The sequence below is a fragment of the Kitasatospora sp. NPDC094015 genome (genome assembly GCF_040304075.1).
Lineage (GTDB): Bacteria > Actinomycetota > Actinomycetes > Streptomycetales > Streptomycetaceae > Kitasatospora.
Genome location: NZ_JBEOUL010000002.1, coordinates 156,527 through 182,103, shown reverse-complemented (window position 1 = coordinate 182,103; position 25,577 = coordinate 156,527). Strand labels below are relative to the sequence as shown.

Annotated in this window: 26 protein-coding genes and 1 riboswitch; of the genes, 11 read left to right on the top strand and 15 right to left on the bottom strand. The window is 74.5% G+C overall.

Going from position 1 to position 25,577, the window contains the following annotated elements; genetic code table 11:
* Window positions 1-211: 211 nt before the first annotated feature.
* The gene (locus tag ABT014_RS03120) at window positions 212-448 is read left to right on the top strand and encodes a (2Fe-2S)-binding protein (protein ID WP_350636437.1); all 237 of its coding nucleotides are present in this window, start codon (window positions 212-214) and stop codon (window positions 446-448) included.
* 54 nt (window positions 449-502) lie between these two features.
* Here ABT014_RS03120 and bfr read toward each other — a convergent pair whose 3' ends face one another.
* Entirely contained in the window at window positions 503-982 is a 480-nt protein-coding gene (gene bfr, locus ABT014_RS03115; RefSeq protein ID WP_350636435.1) for a bacterioferritin, read from the bottom strand.
* Window positions 983-1,172: 190 nt separating this feature from the next.
* Between bfr and ABT014_RS03110 the strand changes: the two genes are divergently transcribed.
* On the top strand, window positions 1,173-1,802 hold the full coding sequence (locus ABT014_RS03110) for a sulfite oxidase-like oxidoreductase (RefSeq protein ID WP_350636433.1): 630 nt from the start codon (window positions 1,173-1,175) through the stop codon (window positions 1,800-1,802).
* Window positions 1,803-1,842: 40 nt separating this feature from the next.
* Here ABT014_RS03110 and ABT014_RS03105 read toward each other — a convergent pair whose 3' ends face one another.
* The 7 genes from ABT014_RS03105 to thiO form a co-directional block, all read right to left on the bottom strand.
* Complete coding sequence (locus tag ABT014_RS03105; protein WP_350636431.1) at window positions 1,843-2,511, bottom strand: hypothetical protein; 669 nt, start codon at window positions 2,509-2,511, stop codon at window positions 1,843-1,845.
* Window positions 2,508-3,497 carry a WXG100 family type VII secretion target gene (locus ABT014_RS03100; protein WP_350636429.1) on the bottom strand — a complete coding sequence of 330 codons (990 nt, stop codon included), beginning with the start codon at window positions 3,495-3,497 and terminating at the stop codon, window positions 2,508-2,510. Before ABT014_RS03100 ends, ABT014_RS03105 begins: the two co-directional genes overlap by 4 nt.
* Window positions 3,494-3,808, bottom strand: coding sequence for a WXG100 family type VII secretion target (locus ABT014_RS03095; protein WP_350636426.1), 315 nt, complete (start codon window positions 3,806-3,808; stop codon window positions 3,494-3,496). Before ABT014_RS03095 ends, ABT014_RS03100 begins: the two co-directional genes overlap by 4 nt.
* A gap of 168 nt (window positions 3,809-3,976) precedes the next feature.
* Window positions 3,977-5,737: a Stk1 family PASTA domain-containing Ser/Thr kinase gene (pknB, locus tag ABT014_RS03090; protein ID WP_350636903.1), complete on the bottom strand. Its 1,761-nt coding sequence runs from the start codon at window positions 5,735-5,737 to the stop codon at window positions 3,977-3,979.
* A 94-nt stretch (window positions 5,738-5,831) separates the two neighbouring features.
* Window positions 5,832-6,629 (bottom strand): thiazole synthase, encoded by a 798-nt coding sequence (locus ABT014_RS03085; RefSeq protein ID WP_350636424.1) that lies wholly within the window; start codon window positions 6,627-6,629, stop codon window positions 5,832-5,834.
* A gap of 5 nt (window positions 6,630-6,634) precedes the next feature.
* Complete coding sequence (gene thiS, locus ABT014_RS03080; protein WP_350636422.1) at window positions 6,635-6,844, bottom strand: sulfur carrier protein ThiS; 210 nt, start codon at window positions 6,842-6,844, stop codon at window positions 6,635-6,637.
* Window positions 6,841-8,004 (bottom strand): glycine oxidase ThiO, encoded by a 1,164-nt coding sequence (gene thiO / locus ABT014_RS03075; protein WP_502894822.1) that lies wholly within the window; start codon window positions 8,002-8,004, stop codon window positions 6,841-6,843. Before thiO ends, thiS begins: the two co-directional genes overlap by 4 nt.
* Window positions 7,997-8,109: riboswitch (TPP riboswitch) on the bottom strand. It overlaps the preceding gene by 8 nt.
* 78 nt (window positions 8,110-8,187) lie before the next feature.
* Here thiO and ABT014_RS03070 point away from each other — a divergent pair.
* From ABT014_RS03070 to thiE, 3 genes are read left to right on the top strand one after another with little or no spacing between them, the layout of a single operon-like run.
* Window positions 8,188-9,381, top strand: a complete 1,194-nt coding sequence (locus ABT014_RS03070) for an NAD(P)/FAD-dependent oxidoreductase (protein ID WP_350636418.1) — start codon at window positions 8,188-8,190, stop codon at window positions 9,379-9,381.
* A 47-nt stretch (window positions 9,382-9,428) separates the two neighbouring features.
* Window positions 9,429-9,794 carry an Rv2175c family DNA-binding protein gene (locus tag ABT014_RS03065; protein WP_350636416.1) on the top strand — a complete coding sequence of 122 codons (366 nt, stop codon included), beginning with the start codon at window positions 9,429-9,431 and terminating at the stop codon, window positions 9,792-9,794.
* Window positions 9,791-10,438, top strand: coding sequence for a thiamine phosphate synthase (gene thiE / locus ABT014_RS03060; RefSeq protein WP_350636413.1), 648 nt, complete (start codon window positions 9,791-9,793; stop codon window positions 10,436-10,438). Before ABT014_RS03065 ends, thiE begins: the two co-directional genes overlap by 4 nt.
* Before the next feature lie 4 nt (window positions 10,439-10,442).
* Here the strand turns inward: thiE and ABT014_RS03055 are convergent, their stop codons facing one another.
* On the bottom strand, window positions 10,443-11,549 hold the full coding sequence (locus tag ABT014_RS03055) for a polyprenyl synthetase family protein (RefSeq protein WP_350636410.1): 1,107 nt from the start codon (window positions 11,547-11,549) through the stop codon (window positions 10,443-10,445).
* Between the two features lie 201 nt (window positions 11,550-11,750).
* Here ABT014_RS03055 and metF point away from each other — a divergent pair, with 201 nt between their 5' ends.
* Both metF and ABT014_RS03045 read left to right on the top strand, forming a co-directional pair.
* Window positions 11,751-12,665, top strand: coding sequence for a methylenetetrahydrofolate reductase [NAD(P)H] (metF, locus tag ABT014_RS03050; protein ID WP_350636407.1), 915 nt, complete (start codon window positions 11,751-11,753; stop codon window positions 12,663-12,665).
* 99 nt (window positions 12,666-12,764) lie between these two features.
* Window positions 12,765-13,559 carry a hypothetical protein gene (locus ABT014_RS03045; RefSeq protein ID WP_350636404.1) on the top strand — a complete coding sequence of 265 codons (795 nt, stop codon included), beginning with the start codon at window positions 12,765-12,767 and terminating at the stop codon, window positions 13,557-13,559.
* 32 nt (window positions 13,560-13,591) lie between these two features.
* On the opposite strand, the gene ABT014_RS03040 is transcribed toward ABT014_RS03045, so the two are convergent.
* Both ABT014_RS03040 and ABT014_RS03035 read right to left on the bottom strand, forming a co-directional pair.
* Window positions 13,592-15,016, bottom strand: a complete 1,425-nt coding sequence (locus ABT014_RS03040) for a phytoene desaturase family protein (RefSeq protein WP_350636401.1) — start codon at window positions 15,014-15,016, stop codon at window positions 13,592-13,594.
* Between the two features lie 67 nt (window positions 15,017-15,083).
* A complete protein-coding gene (locus tag ABT014_RS03035; protein ID WP_350636398.1) occupies window positions 15,084-15,689 on the bottom strand; it encodes a DUF4126 domain-containing protein in 606 nt (201 codons plus the stop codon).
* Window positions 15,690-16,116: 427 nt separating this feature from the next.
* On the opposite strand from ABT014_RS03035, the gene ABT014_RS03030 reads away from it, so the two are divergent.
* The 3 genes from ABT014_RS03030 to ABT014_RS03020 all read left to right on the top strand — a co-directional run bounded on the left by ABT014_RS03030 (window position 16,117) and on the right by ABT014_RS03020 (window position 18,319).
* A complete protein-coding gene (locus ABT014_RS03030; protein ID WP_350636395.1) occupies window positions 16,117-16,734 on the top strand; it encodes an SAV_6107 family HEPN domain-containing protein in 618 nt (205 codons plus the stop codon).
* 108 nt (window positions 16,735-16,842) lie between these two features.
* Window positions 16,843-17,595: a methyltransferase domain-containing protein gene (locus ABT014_RS03025; RefSeq protein ID WP_350636392.1), complete on the top strand. Its 753-nt coding sequence runs from the start codon at window positions 16,843-16,845 to the stop codon at window positions 17,593-17,595.
* Between the two features lie 340 nt (window positions 17,596-17,935).
* Complete coding sequence (locus tag ABT014_RS03020) at window positions 17,936-18,319, top strand: SCO2097 family morphological protein (protein WP_350636389.1); 384 nt, start codon at window positions 17,936-17,938, stop codon at window positions 18,317-18,319.
* 113 nt (window positions 18,320-18,432) lie between these two features.
* Here ABT014_RS03020 and ABT014_RS03015 read toward each other — a convergent pair whose 3' ends face one another.
* The 4 genes from ABT014_RS03015 to ABT014_RS03000 form a co-directional block, all read right to left on the bottom strand.
* Complete coding sequence (locus ABT014_RS03015) at window positions 18,433-20,841, bottom strand: transglutaminase TgpA family protein (RefSeq protein WP_350636386.1); 2,409 nt, start codon at window positions 20,839-20,841, stop codon at window positions 18,433-18,435.
* Complete coding sequence (locus ABT014_RS03010) at window positions 20,838-22,175, bottom strand: DUF58 domain-containing protein (RefSeq protein ID WP_350636383.1); 1,338 nt, start codon at window positions 22,173-22,175, stop codon at window positions 20,838-20,840. The genes ABT014_RS03015 and ABT014_RS03010 overlap by 4 nt, the downstream gene beginning before the upstream one ends.
* Window position 22,176: 1 nt before the next feature.
* Window positions 22,177-23,115, bottom strand: coding sequence for an AAA family ATPase (locus tag ABT014_RS03005; protein WP_350636901.1), 939 nt, complete (start codon window positions 23,113-23,115; stop codon window positions 22,177-22,179).
* A 391-nt stretch (window positions 23,116-23,506) separates the two neighbouring features.
* Window positions 23,507-24,067, bottom strand: coding sequence for a beta-class carbonic anhydrase (locus ABT014_RS03000; RefSeq protein WP_350636380.1), 561 nt, complete (start codon window positions 24,065-24,067; stop codon window positions 23,507-23,509).
* A 518-nt stretch (window positions 24,068-24,585) separates the two neighbouring features.
* On the opposite strand from ABT014_RS03000, the gene rsmH reads away from it, so the two are divergent.
* Window positions 24,586-25,554: a 16S rRNA (cytosine(1402)-N(4))-methyltransferase RsmH gene (gene rsmH / locus ABT014_RS02995; protein WP_350636377.1), complete on the top strand. Its 969-nt coding sequence runs from the start codon at window positions 24,586-24,588 to the stop codon at window positions 25,552-25,554.
* The last annotated feature ends 23 nt before the right edge of the window (window positions 25,555-25,577 follow it).

The following is a 25,577-nucleotide window of genomic DNA, read 5'->3' as shown; positions in this document are numbered from 1 at the left end:
CCGGCCGCGTCCGGTGTGACGAAAGCCCCTCCCCACTCGGGTGATCCGAGTGGGGAGGGGCTTTTTCGCGCCCCGATCGCCGGGTAAGGTAAGGCTTAGCGAGGTAAGGCAAGGCTCTACTGATCTTGCCCGCCGAACCGCCGGTGCTAGGCCGCCGGCGCAGAACTACCAGTACCGCCAGTACCGTCCAGCACCACCGGGAGAGACCGCGATGTATGTCTGCATGTGCCATGCGGTCACCGAGGCCCAGGTGAAGGACGAGATCGACGCCGGCGCCGTCACCCCGCGCCAGATAGCCAAGGGCTGCAAGGCCGGTACGGACTGCGGCTCGTGCGTGCGGCGGATCCAGGCGCTGCTCGGGGAGCACGGTGCCCGCCCGTGCCCGACATCGAGGCTGGCGGCCAGGCTCGGGCTCGCGGAGCCCGGTTCCGAACCGCTGGCGGCGTGACACCCTGGTCGCCCTAGGCCCCCGGGAGGGACCTGCGGCGGCCCGCCGGTCGGCTCAGGACTCCGGCTGCTCGATCAGCTGGGCCAGGTAGAGCGGCTCGCCGAGCTTCTCCAGGAGTTCCAGCTGGGTGTCGAGGTAGTCGATGTGGTGCTCCTCGTCGGCCAGGATGTCCTCGAAGATGTTGGCCGAGGTGACGTCGTTCTTGGCCCGCATCACCACGATGCCCCGGCGCAGCCGGTCGATCGCCTCGACCTCGACCTGGCGGTCCGCCTCGAACATCTCCTTCACGGTCTGCCCGATCCGGACGTGGAACAGCCGCTGGTAGTTGGGCAGGGCGTCGAGGAACAGGATCCGGTCGGTGAGCGTCTCGGCGTGCTTCATCTCGTCGAACGACTCGTGCCGGGTGTACTTGGCGAGCTTGGTCCAGCCGTTGTTCTCCTGCATCTTGGCGTGCAGGAAGTACTGGTTGATCGCGGTCAGCTCGGCGGTGAGCTGCTCGTTGAGGAATTCGATGACCTCGGGGTCGCCCTTCATGGCGGTGCCTTCCTGTCCCATGCGTCACTCGCGCTACCGCGATTGAGGGCATCGTGGCACCGTTGCGCGCGCGAATTCCAGTAAGTTCACACTCACTAGGACATGTGTCGGATTGTCCGATATGCGTCAAGTGGGGGCGTGAACGAGGGGCGCGCACGGCGCGGCGCCCGCCGTCTGTCACCATGGACGTATGGGTCAGCACCAACCGGAACAACCTCGGCCGACCGACCCGCGGCTCCCCCCGGGCCAGCGCCTGCAGCGCGGCTGGCCGGTGCTGCACTACGGGCCGGTGCCCCGCTTCAAGCCGCTGAGCTGGGACTTCCAGGTGTTCGGTGCGACCGCCTCGGCCGAGAAGCAGAGCTGGGACTTCACCGCCTTCCACGCCCTTCCCCGGGTCACCGTCCGTGGCGACCTGCACTGCGTGACCAAGTTCTCGATGCTGGGCAACGAGTGGGGCGGCGTGGCCGCCAAGACCGTCCTCGACCTGGTGCCCCCCGCGCCCGGCGTCACCCACGTCATGGTCTGGGCCGAGTACGGCTACAGCGCCAACCTGCGGCTGGCCGACTTCGCCGACCCGGCGACCGTGTTCGCCACCCACCACAACGCCGAGCCGCTCACCCTCGAGCACGGCTTCCCGGTCCGCCTGGTGGTGCCCCACCTGTACGCCTGGAAGGGGCCCAAGTGGGTCCGCGCGGTCGAGTACATGCGGGCCGACCGGCGCGGCTTCTGGGAGGAGCGGGGCTACCACAACCTGGCCGACCCCTGGGCCGAGCAGCGCTACTCGTACCAGGAGGAGCCGGGCGACGGGCCGCTGCGCTAGGGCTTGTCAGACAAGCCCTAGCGGCGGCCCGCCCGCCCGGTCAGTCCAGGACGGCGTGCAGTGCGGCCACGTCCTCGGTGCGGTCCATCCGCAGGGCCAGCCAGGAGCCGTCGGCGAAGGCCAGGTCGACCCGGCGGGTCTGGCGGGCCGGGTGCGGCTCGCGGCGGCGGTGGTAGCCGCCCCTGGGGATCGCGGCCAGCAGTTCCTCGGGTTGCGGGCGGCTCGGGGTGGATCCGTCGGTCAGCACCAGCAGACGCCGGTCGGTCACGGCGACCAGGAGGTTGTCGTCGTCCCAGCGCACCGGCCGCAGCCGGGCCGACCCGCGGACCGCGGCCAGCACGCCGCCGGCCGTACCGGACCAGTCGCCCGACCAGGAGCCGCCGTGGAAGGCCCGGCGCACCGCGCGGTAGGAGCGGCGGCCGAAGGCGGGGCCGTGCCAGCTCACCGCGAACGGGTTCAGCCATTCGGGCAGCAGCTGTTCGAAGACCGCACCGAACCAGCTCTCGGCGTCCCGCCCACCCGGGCGCGGGCGGCGGTGGGCCCGCGGCACCTTCAGCGGCAGCAGGTCGTCCAGATCGCACTGGAGGACCAGCAGCAGCTGCTCGCCGGGCCACAGGTGCGGGGCCAGGACGGGGGCGAACGGGCCCGGCCCGACCGGGTACGAGGTGCTCATCGCGTTCGCCCCGCCCATCGCGTTCGTCCAGCTCATCCGAAGGCCTGCTCGATCCGGCCGCGGTCCACGTGGTACGCGGGCGGGGCCTCCTCGCCGTCGTCCAGCAGCGACCGGCGGCCGTTCGCGTCCTTCGCGAAGTCCTTCAGCGGGCCGGTCCACTTCTTGTCGATGCCGACCTCCTTGAGCCCCTTGCCGACGAGCTTGGCGGGCGCCCCGATCGCCTGGCGCTGCAGGAAGCCCAGGCCCTCCTCCTTGCCCTCCTTGCCGCTCAGCGCCTTGGCGGTCTTGCGCAGGTCGGCGGCGGCGGACCGGACCTTCTTGGCCTCGGCCAGGATCTCCTTGATCGGCTTGCCGGCCCGCTGCGCCTCCTTGAGTTCCTTGACCGCCTTCAGCAGCTCCTCCAGCGCCTTGCCGAGCCGTACCGAGACGGCCGAGATCCGCTCCACGTAGACCGCCACCTCGGCGCCGCTGACCAGCGCGTCGACCACGGTGGCGAGGCCGAAGCTGACCAGGTCGAGGATGAAGCTGGTGGCCAGCTGGGCGATCAGCAGGTCGATCAGCTCGGAGATCAGGTGGATCACCGTCTCCTCGGCCAGCTCGCACTCCTTGGCGGCCTGCCCGAGGATCTGCGCGGTCCGGCCCATGTCCTGCGCGGTCGCGTCGATCGCCTCGACGACCTGCCCGGTGTGCCGGGCGAAGTTGTCCGAGGCGACGCCCTGCCACTGCTGGGCCAGCGGGGCGGCGCCGGCCCGCAGCTCGTCCGCGACCCCGGCCAGGTCGACGGCCCGGTCGCGCCAGCCGTGGGCGGCCTGCGACAGCAGCTCGGGTGCTCCGGTGATCTTCTCCAGCCACTCCAGGACGCCGGTCTTCTCCAGGGTCCACTCGACGGCCTCGTCCAGCGCGCCGCTGATGCCGTCCCGGTCCGGGCTCTTGGCCTCGGGTATCGCCGGGAAGTCGGGCCGCGCGGACCGCCTGGTCCAGCCGTACGCGTCCGAGGTGCCCTGCTCGCTCATCACGCTCATGCGGGGATGCCGCCCATCGCGCCGGCCAGCTCGGCGTCCAGGGTGCGGTAGCTGTCGGCCGTGCCGGTCAGGCCCTCGGCGGTCTCGGACAGCAGCTGGGCGAGGTCGGCCAGGTTCTGCACGTCCGCGTCGTGGTGCTCCTGGTACGAGGCGGCCAACCCGTGCGAGTCGGGGAGCTTGCCGAAGGCGTCCTCGGGGACGTCGACCGAGCCCAGCGAGCTCATGAGCTGCGAGATCCGCTGCCCGGCCTGCTCCAGTGCCGAAGCGTACCGATCGAGTGCGTCCGGTTGGACCTGGAACCCCGTGCTCATGACTCTCCCCGTGCTGAACTGACGTTCGGACGGTGCGTCAAGTTACCCGACCCGGGGCGCCGATCAGCTCGTGAGCGGCCGCCCCGGGGCGGTTGTGATGAAGTCATCGCGGAAAGATGGGCTGCTCTTTGCCGTCGGGCGGCCGGAGCGGGCAACCGCGCCCGCGGCCTAGAACAGCCCGAAGTCCAGCGTCACGGTGGTGCCCTGCGGACGGGGCTGGCCGGCGGCCGGGTTCTGCTTGTTCACGGTGTTCAGCAGGCCGAACAGGTCACGGCCGGTGATCTGCGCCTTGAACCCGGCGTCGGCGAGCGCCTTGGTGGCCGCGTCCTTGTCCATCCCGACCACGTTCGGCACCAGGACCATGCCCTTGCTGACCACCAGCGCGACCGGGGCGCCGACCGGGAGCTGCTGGCCGGCGGCGGGGGCGGCGCTGACCACCGCGCCCTTGGGCACCGTGTCGTCGAACGCCTCGGTGACCGTCCCGGGCGTCAGCCGGGCGTCGGTGAGCGCCTTGCGGGCGGCCTCCAGCGGCTTGCCGGCCAGGTCGGGCACCGCGATCCGCTCCGGGCCGCGGGAGACCCGCACCTTCACCGAGTCGCTCTTGCGCACCTTGCGGCCCACGTCGGGATCGGTCGAGATCACCTGCCCGGCCTCGACCGACTCGCTGAACTCCTGGACGTAACTGCCGTGCAGGCCGGCCTTGTCCAGCGTCGCCTGGGCCTGCGCCTGGCTCTGGCCGAGCACGCTCGGCATCTTGGTGTACACCGCGCCGGACAGCGTGTACGTGGCGACGCCGACCAGCGCCAGCACCACGGCCACCACCGCGGCCCAGACGAACGGCTTGCGCGAGCGCCGCCGCCGCGCCGCCCGGCCCGGCCGGACCGCGCGCAGCTGCACCGTGTGGTCGGCGCCCGGCTCCTCGCCGACCACGGGGCGCGGCGGCAGCAGGTCCGGCGGGACCTCCAGCACGCTGGTGCGCTCCACCGGCGGGGTGATCACCGAGGTCACCTCGCCGGTCGAGTACTGCGGGGTGAGCCGGGAGGAGGCCGGCGGCTCGGCGTCCAGCTGGGCCTGGGTCAGGTTGCGGCGCACCCGCTGCAGGGTGGCCAGCAGCTCGACCGCGTCCCAGGGCCGGTCCTGCGGGTCGCGGGCGGTGGCGGCGGCCACTATCGCGTCCAGCTCGGGGGCGACGGCCGGCGCGGACAGCGAGGGCGCCGGGACGTGCTCGTGCAGGTGGCGGTACATCACCTGGGCCGGGTGGTCGCCGGTGTGCGGCTTGGCGCCGGTGAGCAGCTCGTACAGCAGGATGCCGGCCGCGTAGACGTCCACCCGCTGGTCGGTCGGGTCCTGCCGGATCTGCTCCGGCGCCAGGTAGGAGACGGTGCCCAGCACGGTGCCGGCCTCGGTGGTGCTGGTGACCGCGCCCTCGGTGCCGGAGAGCAGCCGGACCAGGCCGAAGTCGGCCACCTTGACCATGCCGCCCTCGGTGATCAGGACGTTCTCCGGCTTGATGTCCCGGTGCACCAGGCCGGCCCGGTGCGCCGCGCCGAGCGCGGCCAGGATCGGCTCCAGGACGTCCAGCGCGGCCCGGACCGAGAGCGCGCCGCGGTCGCGCAGCACGTCGCGCAGGTTGCTGCCGGGCACGTACTCCATCGCCAGGAAGACCGCCTGGCCGTCGGCGCCCTGGTCGAAGACGTTCACCACGTTGGGGTGGGCGAGCCGGGCGATCGCCTTGGCCTCGCGGATGAAGCGCTCGGTGAAGTCGCTGTCGCCCACCAGCGAGGGGTGCATCACCTTCAGCGCGACCACCCGGTCCAGCCGGGTGTCCATCCCCCGGTAGACGGTGGCCATCCCGCCGGCGGCGATCCGCTGCTCGACCCGGTACCGACCGTCGAGCAGGGTTCCGATGAGGGGGTCGCGCAGCGTCATGTCCACCTGAGGAGTGTAGGGGCGGGGCCGCCCGCCGGGCCGGGGAGGCCGGCCGCGGCGGGCGGTCTGTGCCGAAGTTGAGACCCGGCGCGGCTCAGAAGGCGGGGCGCTCGCGGACGTCGAGCTCGGCCCGTCCGGCCATCGCCGAGGAGGCCTCGGCGTGGAAGCGGCGCGGGATCCGCCCGGCGCGGTGGGCGAGCCGGCCGGCCTCCACCCCGCGGCGCATCGCCTCCGCCATCAGCACCGGGTCCTGAGCGCGCGTCACGGCCGAGGCCAGCATCACCGCGGCGCAGCCCAGCTCCATCGCCAGCGCCACGTCGGAGGCGGTGCCGGCGCCCGCGTCCAGCACCACCGGCACGCCCGCGTTCTCCACGATCAGCTGGAAGTTGTGCGGGTTGCGGATGCCGAGCCCGGAGCCGATCGGCGAGCCCAGCGGCATGATCGCGGCGCAGCCCACGTCCTCCAGCTTCCGCGCCAGCACCGGGTCGTCGTTGGTGTAGGGGAGCACCGTGAAGCCGTCGTCGACCAGCGTCTCGGCGGCGTCCAGCAGCTCGATCGGGTCGGGCAGCAGGGTGCGCTCGTCCGCGATCACCTCCAGCTTCACCCAGTCGGTGCCGAGCGCCTCGCGGGCCAGGCGGGCCGTCAGCACGGCCTCGCCGGCGGTGAAGCAGCCGGCCGTGTTGGGCAGCACCCGGATGCCGTTGCGGGTCAGCACGTCCAGCACCGAGCCCTGGGTGCCCGGATCGACCCGGCGCATCGCCACCGTGGTCAGCTCCGTGCCGGACACCAGCAGCGCCTGCTCCAGCACCTCCAGGCTGGGGGCGCCGCCGGTGCCCATGATCAGGCGGGAGGTGAAGGTGGTGTCGGCGATGGTCAGCAGGTCGTCGGCCATCGCGCTCAGCCGCCCTGGACGGCGGTGAGGATCTCCACCCGGTCGCCCGGGCTCAGCACGGTCTCGGACCAGGCGCCGCGCGGCACCACGGCCTCGTTGAGCGCCGCGGCCACCCCGGACGGCGCCTTGCTCAGCTGCGCGACCACCTCGGCCAGCGTGATCGCGGCGGGCAGTTCGCGGGGCTCGCCGTTGACGGTGAGCGGGATCTGGTTCATGACGGGACCTCTGCGGTGGAGCGGGTGGGGGTGAAGCGGGCGGGGGTGAAGGGGGCGGCCAGCTCGGGCACGGCCCCGGTCGCCAGGTGCTCGGCGAGCAGGTCGGCGGTGACCGGGGTGAGCAGCACGCCGTTGCGGTAGTGGCCGGTCGCCACGGCGAGGCCGGGCAGCGCGGTCGGCCCGAGCAGCGGGGCGTTGTCCGGCGACCCGGGCCGCAGCCCGGCACCGGTCTCCACCAGCGGCAGCTCGGTGATGCCGGGGATCAGCTCGTGCGCGTCGCGCAGCAGCTCGTACACCCCGCCGGCGGTGACGGTGGTGTCGTGGCCCAGCTCCTCGCTGGTCGCCCCGATCACCAGCTCGCCGTCGGCCCGCGGCACCAGATAGATGTGCTGCCCGCGGACCACCGCCCGGACGTTGCGGGACAGGAACGGCGCGTACGGGCGCGGGATCCGCAGCCGCAGCACCTGGCCCTTGACCGGGCGGATCGCCGGCAGCACCCCGGCCGGCAGGCCGGGCAGCAGATGGCTGCGGCAGCCGGCGGCCAGCACCACCCGCGGGGCGGTCAGCCGGGTGCCGTCGGCCAGCCGGACGCCGGTCGCCCGGCCCTCGGCGACCAGCAGCTCGGCGGCCTCGGCCCGGTGCAGCACCACGCCGGCCCGCTCGCAGGCGGCGACCAGGGCGGCCGACATCCGGCGTCCGTCGACCTGGTGATCGCCCGTCACCTGGAGGCCGCCGCGCACGCCGGGGGCCAGCATCGGCTCCAGCCGGCGGCACTCGCGGCCGGTCAGCCAGTGCGACTCCAGGCCGAGCCGCTGGTGGAAGGCGAGCAGCTCGCGCAGCTCGGCGCGGTCGTCGGAGTCCAGCGCCACCGCCAGCGTGCCGGTCGGCCGGTAGCCGGTGTCCAGGCCGGTCGCCTCGGTCAGCTCGGCGGCGAAGGCCGCGTACCGCTCGTTGGAGGCCATGCCCAGGCGCAGCAGCGGCTCCTCGCCGTACTGGAGCTCGGTGACCGGCGCCAGCATGCCGGCCGCGACCTGCGCCGCGCCGCCGCCGGGGGCCGGGTCGAGGACGGTGACCGCCAGCCCGCGCTGCGCCGTGCGCCAGGCCACGCCGAGACCGATGATCCCGCCGCCGACCACCAGGACGTCAGGTGTCCGTGCCAAAGTCGATACTCCCTTCGCCGGCATGACCCGGATCAGGTTCGGACGGTCGCGGGCCGCCGCAGCCCGCCTCTCAGCCCGGTGCGCCGGGCTCCCGTGTGAGGTGTCCGTCCACCATAACGCCGGGCGCGCCCCGGCCCGAAGGTGCGTACGGAGGGTGGACACCGCGGTCGATAGGCTGACCCGGTGGTCGAACTGAAGAGAACCGGACGGGTGGTCGTGGTCGGGGCGGGCATGGCGGGCGCGCAGGCCGCGCTGGGCCTGCGGCGCGGGGGCTGGGAGGGTCGGATCTCGCTGCTCGGCGACGAGCCGCACCGCCCGTACGACCGGCCGCCGCTGTCCAAGAACGTGCTGCTCGGCACGGTCGCGGACACCGCGTTCGACATCGACTGGGAGCACCTGGGCGTCGAGCTGCTGCCCGGCCGCCGGGCGCTCGCCCTGGAGCCCGGCCTGCTGCGCACCGACGCCGGCGAGCTGCCGTACGAGGCGCTGGTGATCGCCACCGGCGCCGAGCCGCGCCCGCTGCCCGGCGCCCCGGGGGCCCGGCTGCTGCGCACCCTGGACGACGCGCGGGCGCTGCGCGAGCGGCTGCGGCCCGGGGTGCGGCTGGTGCTGGCCGGCGCGGGCTGGATCGGCGCGGAGACCGCCACCGTGGCCCGGCAGCTCGGTTGCGAGGTGACGGTGGTGGAGGCCGGCCCGGCGCCGCTGGCCGGCGCGCTGCCCGGGTCGCTGGGCGCGGTGATGGCCGGCTGGTACGCCGCGGCCGGGGTGGCGCTGCACTGCGGCGTGGGCGTGCTGGCGGCCGAGCCCGGCGCGGTGGTGCTCACCGACGGCACCCGGCTGCACGCGGACGAGCTGCTGGTCGGGATCGGCGCCCGCCCCGCCACCGGCTGGCTGGCCGGCTCCGCGGTCGGGCTCGACGCCGCCGGCACCGTCCTGGTGGACGAGCGGCTGCGCACCACCGCCCCCGGCGTCTGGGCGGCCGGCGACTGCGTCAGCTACCCGTCGGCCCGCGCCGGTGCCCGGCTGGCCGTGCAGCACTGGGACCACGCCCTGCAGTCCGGCGGCGCGGTGGCGGCCTCGCTGCTCGGCTCGGACGCGCCCTACGACCCGGTGCCGTACTTCTGGTCCGAGCAGTTCGGGCGGATGGTGCAGTACGCCGGCCGGCACGCCGGGGCGGACGAGCTGCTGCACCGCGGCTCGCCCGAGGAGCCGTCCTGGACGGTGCTGTGGCTGCGGGACGGCGTGCTGGTGGCGGCCCTGTCGGTGGACCGGCCGCGCGACCTCAACCAGGCCCGCCGGCTGATCGGCTCGGGCGCGGCGCTGGACCGGGCGATGGCGGCGGATCCCGCCGTCCAGCTCAAGGCGGCGGCGGCCTGAGCGGGTGACAGGTGCGCCCGGGGCGCCGGAGGTGGCAGGCTGGGGGCGTGAGCACGATTGATCCCAAGATTGAAGCCCTTGTCCCTGCGTGGCTGTACCTGCCCGACATCTCGGAGCTGTGGGGGGTGCAGATCACCGAGGTCCGGGACCAGGTGAAGAACCGGACCCTGCTGGCCGTCCGGCGCGGCCCGAACAACTCGCTCCAGGTGCCCGCCGCCTTCATCGAGCCCGAGGGCCCGGTGAAGCACCTGGTCGGCACGCTGACCGTGCTGCGCGACTGCGGGCTCAACGACGAGGAGATCCTCGAGTGGATGTTCACCGAGGACCCGTCGCTGCCCGGCAGCCCGATCCAGGCGCTCCGGGAGAACCGCGGCACCGAGGTGAAGCGCCGCGCCCAGGCCATGCTGCTGTGACGGCCGATCCGCGCGCCGCCCTCGCCGACGCCCGCCTCTACCTGTGCACCGACGCCCGCCGGGAGCAGGGCGACCTGCCCGAGTTCCTGGACGCGGCGCTGGCCGGCGGCGTCGACGTGGTCCAGCTGCGGGACAAGGGGCTGGAGGCGAAGCAGGAGCTGGAGTACCTGGAGTTCTTCGCCGAGGCCGCCCGCCGGCACGGCCGGCTGTTCTCGGTCAACGACCGCGCCGACGTGGCGCACGCCGCCCGGCCGCAGGTGCTGCACCTCGGCCAGGACGACCTGCCGGTGCCGGCCGCCCGGGCGATCCTCGGCCCCGAGGTGCTGATCGGCCGCTCCTGCCACGCCGAGTCCGAGGTGGACACCGCGCTGGCCGAGCCGGGCGTCGACTACTTCTGCACCGGCCCGGTCTGGCCCACCCCGACCAAGCCCGGCCGGTACGCACCCGGGCTCGGCCTGGTCTCGTACGCGGCGCAGCAGGTGACGGACCGTCCGTGGTTCGCGATCGGCGGCATCGACCTCGGCAACCTGGACCAGGTGCTGGAGGCCGGTGCCCGCCGGGTGGTGGTGGTCCGGGCGATCACCGAGGCCGACGACCCCGGTGCGGCCGCCGCGGAGCTGGCCCGCCGGCTGCGGGAGATCTGACCGCTCAGTACGTGCGGACGGTGGCGGCCTCGGCCAGCGCCAGCAGGACCGGCCGGGCCGGTCCGGCGGCCAGCGGGGCCGCCTCCAGCGCCGCCAGCGAGCGGTGCATCAGCTCGTCGATCCGCTTCTCGACCAGGTCGGCCGCCCCGCTGCGCTCGATCAGCGCGCGCAGCCCGGGGATCTCGCCGGCGGTCAGGTCGGGGGCGCCGAGCCGCTCGTCCAGCTGCCGGGCCTCGCCGGGCGGCAGGCCGCGCATCGCGTGCGCCACCAGCAGGGTGCGCTTGCCCTCGCGCAGGTCGTCGCCGGCCGGTTTGCCGGTGACCCCCGGGTCGCCGAACACGCCGAGCAGGTCGTCCCGCAGCTGGAAGGCCTCGCCGAGCGGCAGGCCGAAGGCCGCGTAGGCCTCCACCAGCTCCGGCCCGGCCCCGGCCAGCAGCGCGCCGACCTGGAGCGGGCGCTCGATGGTGTACTTCGCGGACTTGTAGTGCAGGACGGTCTGCGCCCGCTCCAGCGCCTGCGGGTCGGCGGAGTCTCCGGCCACCGGCTCCAGCACGTCGAGGTACTGGCCGACCATGACCTCGGTGCGCATCAGGTCGAAGGCGGGCTTGGCGCGCCGCACCGCGGCCGGGTCCAGCCCGCAGCCGTTGAACAGCTCGTCGCACCAGATCAGCAGCAGGTCGCCGAGCAGCACCGCCGCCGAGGCGCCGTACTGCTCGCGGTCGCCGCGCCAGCCGCTGGCGCGGTGCAGGGCCTCGAAGCGGCGGTGCACCGAGGGCAGGCCGCGGCGGGTGTCGCTGCGGTCCATCAGGTCGTCGTGCACCAGTGCACTCGCCTGGAGCAATTCGAGCGCGGCCGCGGCCCGGGCGATCCCGTGGTCGTCGCCGGCCCCGCCGGCCCCGCGCCAGCCCCAGTAGCAGAACGCCGGGCGCAGCCGCTTGCCGCCGTCCAGCAGGAAGTCGCGCAGCGCCGCGGAGACCGGTCCGAGCTGGGGCGAGATGCCGGCGAGCAGGGCGGTTCGGCCGTCCATGAACTCGGCGAGGGCCGCGTTGACGCGCTCGCGTACGGCTTCCGCGTCGATGGGGTGGGTGGGCAGACCGCTGGGCGAACGCACGGGAGACTCCGGATCGATTGGCTGACAATCAGACTATCGGGGTGTTTGTAGGGCTTCTCGTCGCGGTCGGAGCGGGCGCCCGGCGGCGGTGGATCGGGCCCTCGGCGGCGGTGGATCGGGGGCGAACCGGCGTCTCGACACCCGTCTCAATCCGTGGACCCGGTTTGGTCGGCCTCTCCGGATCCCGGCTAACCTGCGAGCATGGCACTCGGGATTCCCTCCACCAGGACCGACCGTGCGCAGACCGTGCGCGATCTGCTGGCGGCAGGTGACCGCTCGTTCTCCTTCGAGTTCATGCCGCCGCGCACCGAGGCCGCCGAGCGCCGGCTCTGGGACGCGATCCGCCGGGTCGAATCGCTCGACCCCAACTTCGTCTGCATGACCTACGGCGCCGGCGGCTCCTCGCGCGGGCGGACCGTCGACCTGGTCGGCCGGATCGCCACCGAGACCACGCTGACCCCGGTCGCCCACCTGACGGCCGTCGACCACTCGATCGCCGAACTGCGCAACATCATCGGCCAGTACGCCGACCAGGGCGTGCGCAACGTCCTGGCGGTCCGCGGCGACCCGCCCGGCGACCCGATGGGCCCGTGGGTGTGCCACCCGCAGGGGGTCACCTACGCCTACGAGCTGGTCGAGCTGATCAAGGGGATCGGCGACTTCTGCGTGGGCGTGGCCGCCTTCCCGCAGATGCACCCGCGCTCGGCCGACTGGGACTCCGACATCCGGCACTTCGTCGCGAAGTGCCGGGCCGGCGCCGACTACGCGATCACCCAGATGTTCTTCGAGGTCGAGGACTACCTGCGGCTGCGCGACCGGGTCGCCGCGGCGGGTTGCACGACGCCGATCATCCCGGAGATCATGCCGGTCACCAACATCAAGCAGCTGGAGCGCTTCCCCCAGCTCTCCGGCTCCGCCTTCCCGGCCGATCTGGAGCGCCGGTTCCGGGCCGCCGCGGAGGACCCGGAGGCCGTCCGGGCGATCGGCATCGAACACGCCACGGCGATGTCCGAGCGGCTGCTCGCCGAGGGCGCGCCGGGGCTGCACTTCATCACGCTGAACCACTCGACCTCCACCCTGGAGATCTACCAGAACCTGGGGCTGCACCAGCGCTGAGGCGCGCGCCCGGAACAGCCGGTCGGGGATGTGGGTCCGGCGGCCGGGAACCGGTACAGTCGCCCGCAACCGCGCGGTACGCGACTGGAGGTAGCGGGGATGAGCATCGGATACCTGCTGCTGTACGTCGCGTTGGCGCTGGTGGCGCTCTGGCTGGTGGCCGAGTTGCTGCTGCAGAGCCGGGCCCCGCTGGTCTGGCGGGCCGTCGCGCTCGCCGGGTTCTGCTGCGTGGTCGTGGGGATGCGGGCGGGCTCGGTCCTGGTGATAGGGGCCGGCGCCGCGACCTTCGCGCTCGGGCAGTCCTTCGTCACCCTGGCCGTCAAGCGCGGCCGGCCGGTCGGCTGGTCGCTGCGGCGACCCGACGGCGCCCTGCCCGGCCCGCTCTCCAAGGTCCCGCTGCTCGGCGCCGCCACCGGCGGTGCGGCCGCGGCGGCCGCCGTCGAGGCCCCCGCCGCGGTCGGCGAGGTCGGCCCGGTCGAGGCCGAGGAGCCCGAGACCGCGCACGCCTACGAGCAGTACCAGGAACTCGGAGCCGACGACGGGGTCTACGCCGAGCAGCCCGTGGCGTACCAGCAGGAGCAGCAGCAGGCGTACTACCAGGGCGAGTACCAGCAGACCGGCTACGCCGACCAGCAGTGGCAGCAGCAGGGCGGGTACCAGTACGACGCCTACGGACAGCCGCAGTACCAGCCCCAGTACCAGGACCCGTACGCCCAGCCCCAGTACCAGGACCCGTACGGGCAGCAGCAGCCGGTCCAGCCGTGGAGCGAGTACCAGCAGCAACAGCCGTACCAGGGCGTCCCGCAGCAGGCCGGGCCCCAGCAGCCCGGGTCGGAGTACCCGGCGGCGGCCGGTTACCAGCCGCAGCCCTGGGACTACCAGCAGCAGGGCTGAGGCGCCGCGCCCCGGCCGGGCACCCGTACGGATCAGGCCGGGCCGATCAGGCCCGCCGTGACGGCCGCCGACATCCCGGTCCTGGCCAGCCCGCCGCCCGGGTGGGCCGCACCGCCGACCAGGTACAGGCCGGGCAGCGCGGTCCGGTTCGGCAGGCCGAGGAAGGCGCCGCCCGCACCGGCCAGTGCCGGCGGGGCGAGCGGGGCGCCGGTGCGCACCTCCTGCCAGCGGATCCGCCCGCGCAGGTCGAGGCCGGCCGCCGCCAGGTGCTCCAGCAGGTGCTCCGGGTAGCCGGCCAGGTCCTCCGCGGTGACCCCCTCGGGCACCGCCACCGTCAGCGTGACCGCCTCGTGCTCCGGGCCGGGCACCAGCGCCGGGTCCGCCGGGCGCAGCACCTCCACGGTGGGCCGCTCGGGCGGCACGCCGGGCGCGTCGAACAGCTGCTCCCACTCGCGCCGCTGGTCGGCGGCGTGCACCACCGTGCGGTGCGCCACCCTGTCCGGCCGCCCGCCGCGCAGCGCGAGCAGCACCTTCAGCTGCCGTACGGCGGCGCCCGGGACGGGGCGGGCGCCCCCGGCGGACGCCAGCTGCTCGTGCCCGCCGGCCGCGATCACCAGGTCCGCGTCCAGCCGCTCGCCGCCCGCCACGATCCCGCTCGCCCGCCCGTCGTCGGTCAGCACCTCGGTGACGGGCGTGTCGAACCGGAACTCCACCCGGCGCAGCTCGCACCGCCGCCGCACGGCCTCGGCCAGCGCCCGCAGACCGCCCCGGACGTACCAGACGCCGAACGACTGCTCCATGTACGCCAGCACGGTGGCCCCGGCGGGCGCCTCGCGCGGGTCCAGGCCGTGGCGCAGCGCGTACTCGTGCAGCAGCCGGGCCAGGTCGGGGTGGTCGCCGAGCTCCTCGCGGGCCACGTCGGCCAGCGTCCAGGTGCCCGGGCGGCGCAGCCGGGCCAGGCCGCGGCGCGGCGGGCGGGCGTAGGGGTCCGCGTGCAGCGGGGCCGGGTCCGCCGGCAGGGGCTCCTCCAGCAGCGGGCGCCGGGTGGCCTCCCAGACAGCCCGGCCGCGGTTCATCACCTCGCCCCAGCGGGCGCCGGAGCCGGGCCCGAAGGCCGCGTCCAGGGCCTGGCCGACCCCGCCGCGGGAGGCGTTGGGCAGCACCACCTCGGTGCCGTCCGGGAACAGGTGCCGGCTCTCCGGTTCGACCGGGACCAGCTCGACCAGCTGCTCCAGCGGCTCCTTGCCGGTCTTCAGGGCGAGGTCCCGGTAGACGGCCGGCAGGCTGAGCAGCCCGGGGCCGGTGTCGAAGGCGAAGCCGTCCCGCTCGTACCGGCCGAGCACGCCGCCGTAGCCGCCGGTGGCCTCGCAGACGGTCACCCGGTGCCCGACGGTGGCCAGCCTGGCGGCGGCGGCGAGCCCGCTCATTCCCGCGCCGATGATGACGATCCGTGCCATGGCAGAAGATCCTAGGGCGTGCCGGGGCCGCCCCTTCGCGCGCGGCGGGCCGCCCGTCCGCGCGCGATCAGTAGGCGGGTGCGGGGGCCGTCCGGGCGGCCCGGCGCTCCCGGCGGCGCTGCAGGAAGCGGCGGATCCGGGAGACCGCGAACAGCACCAGCAGTACGCCGAGCGCCAGCAGCACCGCGGCCACCGACGCCGCCGCCCAGGGGTGGAAGACCGCCAGGGTGACCACGCCGGCCACCGAGAGGTCCTCCAGCAGACTCACGATGATGTTGGAGGCCGGCTCCGGGGAGGTGTTGACCGCCATCCGCAGCGAGGCCTTGATCAGATGGCTGACCAGCGCGGTGGTGCCGCCCAGCGCCCCGGCGGCGACCTCGCCCAGCGAGCCCGGGTCGTGCGAGGCCATCAGCGCGGCCACGGTGGCGCCGGCGGCGGGGCGGATCGCGGTGTGGATCCCGTCCCAGACCGTGTCCACGTACGGGATCTTGTCGGCGACCGCCTCGCAGAGGAACAGCAGGCAGGCCGCGACCAGCACGTCGGTGCGCTCCAGCACCGGCGGCACGCTGTCCGCGCCGCCGAAGCGGCCGAACAGGCCCAGCAGCAGCAGCACGGCATAGGCGTTGATCCCGCTCGCCCAGCCGCTGGTGAAGATCAGCGGAATGATGCTCAACCCAGTGCTCCCCTTCGCCTGCCCCGCCCGCTCCCCGGACCGCAACCGGCCCCATGACGGGCCCGGCGCTGTCAGGACGCGCCGCGGGTCCGTACGGTTCCCGCCGCCGGGGTCGGCGGCGGGAATGAGTACGGATACTCAGTTTCGCACTTGAGTACCCGAGCGGATGGCCTCCCACCTGCGCGAACGGCAGAGTGTGCGGGGCGCGGCCGGCCCGGGGGAGGGCCGGCACGGGGCGCCAGGGGGGTCCGCGGGCGGGGCCGGGCCGGTCGGCAACAGGGGAGCCGACCGGCTCGGAGCGGCCCCCGCCCGTGCCGGGGAAGGACGCTTCGGGGCCGCACCGACGGCCGGACTGTCAGTGGTGCCGTTCACGATGGAGGGGCACGGGCCGACCGGCCCGGGCGCTCGCCTCGGACCGGGGGAGACCATGACCATCAGCCGTCCTGAGCCCGTCACCCGCCGCCCTGTCGCCGACCAGTCGCCCGCCACCCCCACGCCCGGCGCCACCCTGCCCCTGGCCCCGCTGCCGGCCCCGCCGGCCACCGACCCACGGGCCGGTGCCGGCCCGGCCCGGCTGCCGCACGCCCGGGGCGGCGACGTCCACCCCGTACCCCGCAGGTCCACCGCCCCACCGGCCGCCCTCGACCTGCTCAAGCACGCCCACGGCACCCTCGAACAGGCCCGGGCGCTCCAGGACCCGCTGGAGCGCTACGCCACCGCCCACCTGGCCGCGCTGCGCACCACGGCCGCGGTGCTGGCGGTGCACGGCCGGCCGGAGCGCCACCCGCGCCGCCGGCAGGCCATCCGCAGCGCCTGGGAGCTGCTGCCCGAGGTGGCCCCCGAGCTCGCCGAGTGGGCGGTGTACTTCGCCGCCGGGGCCCGCCGCCGGGCCGCCGCCGAGGCGGGCATCACCGGCGCGGCCAGTGCCCGGGACGCGGACGACCTGATCCGCAACACCGCGCTGTACCTGCGGATCGTGCAGCGCCTGCTCGGGCTGTCACCGGCGCCGCCGGCCCAGCCGCTGCCGCTGGAGGAGGCCGGCTGAGCGCCCGCGCCGCAGGGCGGCGCCCGGGGTGAGCGGGCGGGTCGGTCCGGGTCGGGTCGGTCTAAGGTGGAGCCGTCCGCCGACCCACCGTGCCCGAGGAGCCCACCCTTGTACCCGACTCGTCCCCGCAGTGCCCTGCGTACCGCTGTGGTCTGGGAGGTGGTGCGGGCGGCCCTGGAGCGGCGGGCCGCCGAGTTGGACCAGCCGGTGCTGGACGTCCTCGACACGGGCGGCGGCACGGGCAACTTCGCCGTGCCGGTGGCCCGGCTCGGCCACCGGGTGACAGTCGTCGACCCGAGCCCGGACGCGCTGTTCGCGCTGGAGCGCCGGGCCGCCGAGGCCGGCGTGACGGACCTGGTGCGGGCCGTCCAGGGCGACACCCAGACCCTCCCCGACCTGGTCGAGCGGGGCTCGGCGGACGCGGTGCTCTGCCACGGCGTGCTGGAGGTGGTGGACGACCCGGCGGAGGCCCTGGGCAGCCTCACCGGGACGCTGCGCAAGGGCGGCCTGGTCAGCCTGCTCGCCGCCAACCGCAACGGCGCCGTGCTGGCCCGCGCGCTGGCCGGCCACTTCGCCGAGGCCCGTACGGTGCTCGAGGGCGCCGACGGCCGCTGGGGTGCGGGCGACCCGATGCCCCGCCGCTTCACCGGCGAGGAGCTCACCGGGCTGGCCGGTGCGGCCGGGCTGCGGGTCGCCTCGGTGCACGGCGTCCGGGTCTTCGCCGACCTCGTCCCCGGCGTCCTGGTGGACACCGAGCCCGGTGCCATGGAGGCGCTGCTGAAGCTGGAGCTGGCCGCCGCCGAGCAGCCCGCCTTCCACGCCGTGGCGACCCAGCTGCACCTGCTGGCCGAGCTGGTCTGAGGCTCCGGCAGGAGGGCGTTCCGCCACCCGTCACCCGCCCGTCGTCCGTCCTTCGCCGGCCGGTCCCCGGCCCGTCGCGCGCGGGTCGGCACCGGCCCGACCAGGTGATTCCGTCGACTCGGGCACTTGTCCCCGGGCTGCGGCGTTGGGCAGCGTGCGGGCACTGTGCCTAAGTGTCCCGAGCCACGCTGGATTGACCACGCCGAAGCGGCCCGCTGGACCGTATGATCTGGGTAAAGCCGGAAAGCATGACACCCGGACCCCTGGGGCATATGGACCACACAGGGCCAGCCAGGGGTGGCGGACCGGTCGCCCCGCGACCGACGAGTAGGAGGACTCCGTGCCGCTCTCGGAGCACGAGCAGCGACTGCTCGAGCAGATGGAGCGAGCGCTGTACGCCGAAGATCCCAAGTTCGCGTCAGCGCTTGAGGGAACCGGGCTGCGCACCTACACCCGTCGGAGGGTCTATCTCGCCGCCGCCGGGTTCGTGGCGGGCATCGCGCTGCTGATGGGCGGCATGGTCGCTCAGATCATCTGGGTCAGCGTGGTCGGGTTTCTGGTGATGCTGGGTTGTGCGGTCCTCGCCGTCACCGCGTGGAGACGGGGCCCGATCGGGTCCCACACGGGCCCGAGGACAGCCTCGGCACCGCGCCGCAAGGCCGGTGTCATGGATCGTATGGAGCAGCGCTGGCAGCGCCGCAGGGACGAGCACGACGGCCTGTAGACCAGGGCCGGAGCGCCGGGCACCACGGCTTCCAGCTGGACCACGAGCAGAGACCGCGAGGGCGGACAGTCACCGACTGTCCGCCCTCGCGGTCTCGTGCGTGCCCCCGGCGGTCAGCCCCGCCGGAACGGCTTGGTGGCCGCCGACCGGACCGCGCCGGCCAGCCGGCCCGCCCGCTCCCTGGTGGCCTGACGCACCGCCATGACCCGGTCGGCGGCCCGCCACCAGACCCGTGCCATCGAGGCCGGCAGCAGCACCGCACGGATCCGGCCGACCCGGCCGGTGCGGGCCCGCAGGCCTTCCCGGGCGGCCCGCACGTCCGGTCCGAGCGGGGCCAGCGGGCCGAGCTCGCGGGCGTACAGCACCTGCTCGGTGGCGAGGGCCACCCGTCCGGCCGCCTCGGCCGCCGCGGGGCCGAGGTCGGCGGTCTCGGTGAGCCGCTGGACGGTGCGGCGCGGGGTGCGCGCGTCGTCCGGCGGGATGCCGAGGTCCCAGGCCGAGTCGACCAGTTCCTGCCAGGCGGCGAGCACCTGGGCGTCGGTCAGCTCGACCCGGTCGGCGCCCGCCCGGTAGCGGCCCGTCCCGAGCCGCCGGCGGCGGATCCGGGCGCGCCACACCATCGGGGTGCCGAGCAGCGCCAGCAGCAGCGCCGTCACGGCGGCCCCGGCCAGCACCGGCGGGCTGACCCACCAGTCCTGCTGACCGGCCCCCGCCGCGGCGGCGGGGCGGTCGGCGCCGCACTCGCCGATCCGGCGCAGCTTGGGGTCGCAGGAGCTGTCGGCGGACGTGGTCGGGGCGGCGGTGTCGGAGGCGGCGGCGGAGGGCTGCTGGGTCGGGGTGGTGGTCTGCGGCGCGTTCTTGTCGCGGGTGTAGACCGGCGCCGAGCCGCGGCTCGGGGTGGGCTCGAACCTGGTCCAGCCGGTGCCCGGGAAGAACAGCTCGGGCCAGGCGTGGTAGTCCAGGCTGCGGACCTGGCGGTTGTTCCCGCCCATGTCCTGGCCCGGGGTGAAGCCGACCGCGACCCGGGCGGGGATGCCCAGCGAGCGCGCCATCGCCGCCATGGTCGCCGCGAAGTGCACGCAGAAGCCCTCGCGGGTCTCCAGGAACTTCTTGATCGCGTCCGGGCCGGTGCCGGCGTCGATCTTGGTGGAGTAGGTGAACCGGCCGCTGGTGAACCAGCTCTGCAGCGCCAGCGCCCGGTCGTACGGGTTGTTCAGGCCGGCCGTGACCGTCAGCGCGGCCGTCCGCACCTCCGGCGGCAGGTTGTCCGGCAGCTGCAGGTAGCGGTCGGTGATCTCCTTGGACGGCGCCGCGGCGGACCGCAGCTGCTCGGCCGTGGGCCGTACGTCGAGGCTGGTGACCTCGTAGGCCAGGCCGTTGGTCTTCTGGCCGTTCTCGCCGCTGACCATCCGGGTCACCGGGTCGAAGCGCCAGTGGCCGGGCACCTTGACGGCGGTGGCGGGGTAGGGCATCGCCAGCCAGTCGCTGCTCAGGCTGTCGGTCACCCGGACGTTGGTGTGCACCGTGGCGGGGGTGGCGTTCTGCGCCAGCCCGTCCGGCGGCGGGAACGGCGAGCCGAGCGGGCTCAGCGACTGGTCGCCGAACTTCCACTCCACACCGTCGAACTCGTCCAGCGCGGCGACCCGCAGGTACATCTCGTCCGCGTTCGGGCCGTCGGTGGAGTAGTTGAACAGCACCGTGTTGTCGTTGCTCTTCAGGCTGGCGGCCAGGGTGACCACCGGGCTGAGCGCCTTGAGGCCGGCGCCGCCCCCGCCGCCCCCGCCCGAGCCGTGGCCGCCGAAGCCGGCCACCAGGCCGAGGCCGACCGGGCCGATCAGCAGCGGCACCACCAGGGCCACCGCCAGCGCGATCACGCCGGCCTGCCGCCCGCCGTGGGCCGTGGAACCGGCGCCGTCGCGGCCGGTGCCGTGGAACACCCGGCCCCAGCGCGAGATCCGGTCCTGGCCCTCGGTGTGCAGCAGCGCCAGGTAGCCGGCGCCGGCCAGCAGGAACCACAGCCAGCCGGCCGCGGTGCCGCCGGACAGCCCGGTGCCCACCGAGTACAGCGCGAGCAGCGGCAGGCCCGCGGCGGCGGCCCGGCGGTAGGTCACCGCGACCGCGTCCACCAGGGCGGCGACCAGCGCGACCGAGCCGACCACGATGAGCCGCAGCCCCGCGGTGGCCGGTGCCGGGATCGCGTACTCCTGGATGTTCCCGCCGCCGTCGGCGAGCACGCTGCCCAGGGCGTCCAGCGCCGCCGGGCCGGGCAGCAGCCCGGCCGTCATCGAGGACTGCACGAAGCCCAGCATCACCAGGTAGACCATGGCCAGCAGCTGGAGCGGGAGCACCAGTATCCGGGGCACCGGCAGCCGCCGCAGGCCGGCGCCGATCGCCCCGGCGGCCGCGATCAGCAGGATCGCGTGCGCCACCCAGCCGCTCGGGTGCAGGACCGGGAGCAGGCTGAAGGTCACCAGCGTGGTGGCCAGCGCCGCGAACACGGTCAGTTTGGCCCGGGTGGTCATCGGCCCACCTCGTCTCGGTAGGGGGAGGAGCTGCCGGCCCGGCCGGGCCCCTCGGTACGGTCGGCGGACCGCCACAGCTGGGCGACGGAGTCGCCGGCCCTGGTCGGCAGCACCGTCCAGCCGGCCAGGCGCAGCCGCTTGATCTGCTCGTCGAGTTCGCTCGCGGACCCGTCCGCCATCAGCGTCCCGAGACCGGACCACGAGCCGGTGTCCAGCAGGAAGGCCACCGCGCCCGCGCTGCGGCGGCGCAGCCGGGCGAGCCGGGTGACCTGCTCCTCGTCCAGCTCGCCGAGGACCGCCACCAGCAGGCCCTCGCCGCCCAGCCGGAGCGCCTCCTCGGCCCGGGAGAACCCGCCGCCGTCGGAGTGCTCGACCACCGCGAGGGAGTCCAGCAGCAGCCCGGTGGCCTCGCCGACGGTGCTCACCCCGATGCCGGGTGCGGGCGTCAGGTGTCCGGTGTCGGTCAGCAGCCTGATCTGGTAGCCGCGCTCGGCCAGGTGCACGCCGACCGAGGCCGCGCAGCTGACCGCCCACTCGAAGGAGGAGGCCGGGCCGCTGCCGCGGTGGCCGATCTCGCGGGTGTCCAGCAGCACGGTGGCCTTGGCCTTCAGCGGCTGCTCCTCGCGGCGGACCATCAGCTCGCCGTAGCGGGCGGTGGACTTCCAGTGCACCCGGCGCAGGTCGTCGCCGTGCCGGTACTCGCGCGGGATCACGTCGTCGTCGCCGGCCAGCGCCAGCGCGTGCGAGCTGCTCTCGCCCTGGCCCGACCACTCGCCCGGCAGCCGGACCGGCGGCAGGCTCTGCACCTGCGGCACCACGGTCAGCACGTCGGAGGCGGCGAACGCCCTGGTCAGCTCGCACATCCCGAACGGGTCGGACAGCCGCAGCTGGAGCGGGCCGAGCGGGTAGCGGCCGCGCAGGTCCGAGCGGACCCGGTAGGAGACCTCCCGGAAGCCGCGCGGCTCCACCCGGTCGAGCACGAACCGCGGGCGCGGCCCGAGCACGTACGGGACCTTGTCCTCCAGCAGCAGCAGGCCGGTGGGCACCCGGGAGACGTTGTCCAGGCGCAGGTGCACCCGGGCCTCCTGGCCGGCGGCCGCGCGGTGCGGGCTGAGCCGGCGCCCGCTGGCCACCCGGTAGCGGGTGCGCAGCAGCAGCATGGCCGAGGCCAGCGGAAGTGCCGCGAGCAGGACGCCGATCCGCAGCAGCGCGTCCTGCCCGAAGAGGAACGCGCAGAGCGCCGCGGTGGCGCCGGCGGCCAGGAAGGACCGGCCGCGGGTGGTCAGGCCGCGCAGGCCCGTCCGGAGCCCCGACGGGTTCTCCGAGCCGGGCACGTCAGCGGCCCTGCGGGCGCGGGATCGGCAGCCGTGCCACCAGGTCGAGCACCACCTGCTCGGCGGTGCGCCGGCTCAGCTGGGTCTCGGCGGTGGGCAGCAGCCGGTGGGCCAGCACGGGGACGGCCAGCGCCTGGATGTCGTCCGGCAGCACGTAGTCCCGGCCGTCCAGGGCGGCGGCGGCGCGGGCGGCCCGCACCAGGTGCAGGGTGGCCCGGGGGGAGGCACCCAGGCGCAGCTCCGGGGAGGTGCGGGTGGCGCCCACCAGCTCGACCGCGTAGCGGCGGACCGGGTCGGAGACGTAGACGGTGCGGACCAGCTCGATCAGCTTGAGGATGTCGTGGGCGTGCGCGACCGGCAGCAGGTCGTCCAGCGGGTTGGCGCCGCCGTGCAGGTCGAGCATGGCGAACTCGGCGTCCGGGCTGGGGTAGCCGATCGAGATCCGGGCCATGAAGCGGTCGCGCTGGGCCTCGGGGAGGGGGTAGGTGCCCTCCATCTCGACCGGGTTCTGGGTGGCCACCACCATGAACGGCGACGGCAGCTCGTAGCTGGTGCCGTCGATGGTGACCTGGCGCTCCTCCATCGACTCCAGCAGCGCGGACTGGGTCTTGGGCGAGGCCCGGTTGATCTCGTCGCCGACCACGATCTGGGCGAAGATCGCGCCCGGCCGGAACTCGAAGTCGCGCTGGTGCTGGTCGAAGACGTTGGTGCCGGTCACGTCCGAGGGCAGCAGGTCCGGCGTGAACTGGATCCGGCGCACGGTGCAGTCGACCGACTTGGCCAGCGCCTTGGCCAGCATGGTCTTGCCCACCCCGGGCACGTCCTCCAGCAGCAGGTGGCCCTCGGCCAGCAGGACGGTCAGGGCGATCCGGACGGCCTCCGGCTTGCCCTCGATCACGCTCTCCACCGAGCCGCGGATCCGCTCGGCCACCGCGGCCAGCTCCGCCGGGGCCGCCTTCTCGCGGTGCCCGCCGGGGCCCGTCGAAGGCGATGTCCCCGCTGCGCTCTGCCCGTTGTAGGTCGTCACCCGTTGCTCCCATTTGGCCGTTCACATGCCGGGCCTCGTCACGGCCCCGCCCACCCCGATGACACGGGCCCGGACACCCGGTGGTTCCGTGCGGAACCGTTCCGGCGGGCTCGTGGCCGGACCGCCCCAGGTGGTTCGGGGCCGGGTCCGCAGGCGCATTCTCCCCTGCCGGCCGGGCAGAAGTCACCCTCTGGCCGCGGGCCACCGACCCGCGGGGCGCTGTCCCGGTTCGTCCCCGGAACGATCGGCGGCCCGACGCGAGCGGCCGGTCACGGTGGGTGCCCGTGACCGGCCGGGAAGGGTCTCAGGCGTTGCCGGGCAGGTCCTGGCCGTGCACCTCGCGGAGCAGCCCGGTGTGGACGTCGAAGACGAAGCCCCGGACGTCGTCGGTGTGCAGCAGGAAGGGCGAGGTGCGCACCCGCTGCATCGACTGGCGGACGTCGCCGTCGAGGTCCACGAAGGACTCCACCGCCCACTGCGGCCGCTGGCCGACCTCCAGCTCCAGCTCCCGGCGGAAGTCCTCGGTCAGCCCGAGCAGGCCGCAGCCGGTGTGGTGGATCAGCGCGACCGACCTGGTGCCCAGGGCCCGCTGGCTGATGGTGAGCGAGCGGATGGTGTCGTCGGTGACCACCCCGCCCGCGTTGCGGATGATGTGCGCGTCGCCGAGCTCCAGGCCCAGCGCGGCGAACAGGTCGAGCCGGGCGTCCATGCAGGCGACCACGGCGACCTTCTGCACGGGGCGGGCGTCCATGCCGCCGTCGCGGAAGTCGACGGCGTAGGCCCGGTTGGCCTCGACGAAGCGGTCGATGATCGACTCGGGGGTGGCAGCGGCGGTCGGCGCGGGCCGGTCAGGGGTCACTGTCATGGGGATGACGGTAATAGGATTTCCGCGGCCGTGGGGGGCCGGTCACTCCTCGAATTGCCGCTGTGACCGAACCCATAGCGGAATTCGAGCCGCCGGTCAGTGGTGATGGCCGGGTTGCACCGTTCTGTCCCGGCGCGGAGTTCCGCCGTGCGCCTGTTCGCCGCGCTGCCGGTGCGCCCGCCCCGACCTGCGGATATCCATACCTCCGGCCGGGTGGCTCACCGGTGCGGACCGTTGACTGGCCACCGGCCCGCGATAGTCTGGCGGCGCACCGGAGCACAGTCCGCACAGATCGTCAACTGTGTCTCCCCAGCCGGTCGCTGCGGCCCGTGCGCCGCCCGCGGCCTCCACCCGCTCTGGCCTCCCGGCACACCTTCCCCGGTGCCTGGCGGCCCCTTCTTCCCCAGGTGAGCGGGCGGGGACCACGGGCGGCGTCCCGCCGCGGCGGCCCGGTGGGCCAGAATGGGAGCAGCCGTCCGGTCCTGGGCGGCAGCACCGAGGAAGGGCGCCACCGCGCAATGACGAACGACGCTCCGGCACCCAAGCACGTCCCGGTGATGCTGCAGCGCTGCGTGGACGCGCTGGCGCCGGCGATCTCCGCGCCGGGAGCGGTGGTGGTGGACGCCACCCTCGGCCTCGGCGGGCACAGCGAGGCCCTGCTCACCCAGTTTCCCGAGGTCCGGCTGGTCGCGGTGGACCGCGACCTGGCCGCGCTGGAACTCTCCGCCGAGCGGCTCGCCCCCTTCGGCGACCGGGCCACCCTGGTGCACGCCGTCTACGACGAGATCCCGCAGGTGCTGGCCGACCTGGGCATCCCCGAGGTCCAGGGCATCCTGTTCGACCTGGGCGTCTCTTCGATGCAGCTGGACGAGGCCGACCGCGGCTTCGCCTACGCCCAGGACGCCCCGCTGGACATGCGGATGGACCAGACCCGGGGGCTGAGCGCCGCCGAGGTGCTGAACACCTACAGCCACGGCCAGCTCGCCCGGATCCTCAAGGTCTACGGCGAGGAGCGGTTCGCGGGCAAGATCGCTTCGGTGATCCTGCGCGAGCGCGAGAAGGAACCGTTCACCACCAGTGCGCGTCTGGTCGAGTTGGTACGCAACGCCATCCCCGCCGCCACCCGGCGGACCGGGGGGAACCCGGCCAAGCGCACCTTCCAGGCGCTGCGGATCGAGGTCAACGGCGAGCTGGAGGTGCTGGACCGGGCCATCCCGGGCGCGCTGGACTCGCTCGCCCTCGGCGGGCGGATCGTGGTGATGTCGTACCAGTCGCTGGAGGACCGCCTGGTCAAGCAGTACTTCGCCGCCGGCGCGACCAACACCGCGCCGCCCGGGCTGCCGATCATTCCGGAGGAGCACCAGCCCTGGCTGAAGCTGCACACCCGGGGGGCCGAACTGGCCACCGAGCAGGAGATCGAGGAGAACCGGCGCGCCGCACCCGTACGGCTGCGGGTGGCGGAGAGGATCAGGGAAAACCGGGGCTGACCCGCCCGCGGGTGAGTGCGGAA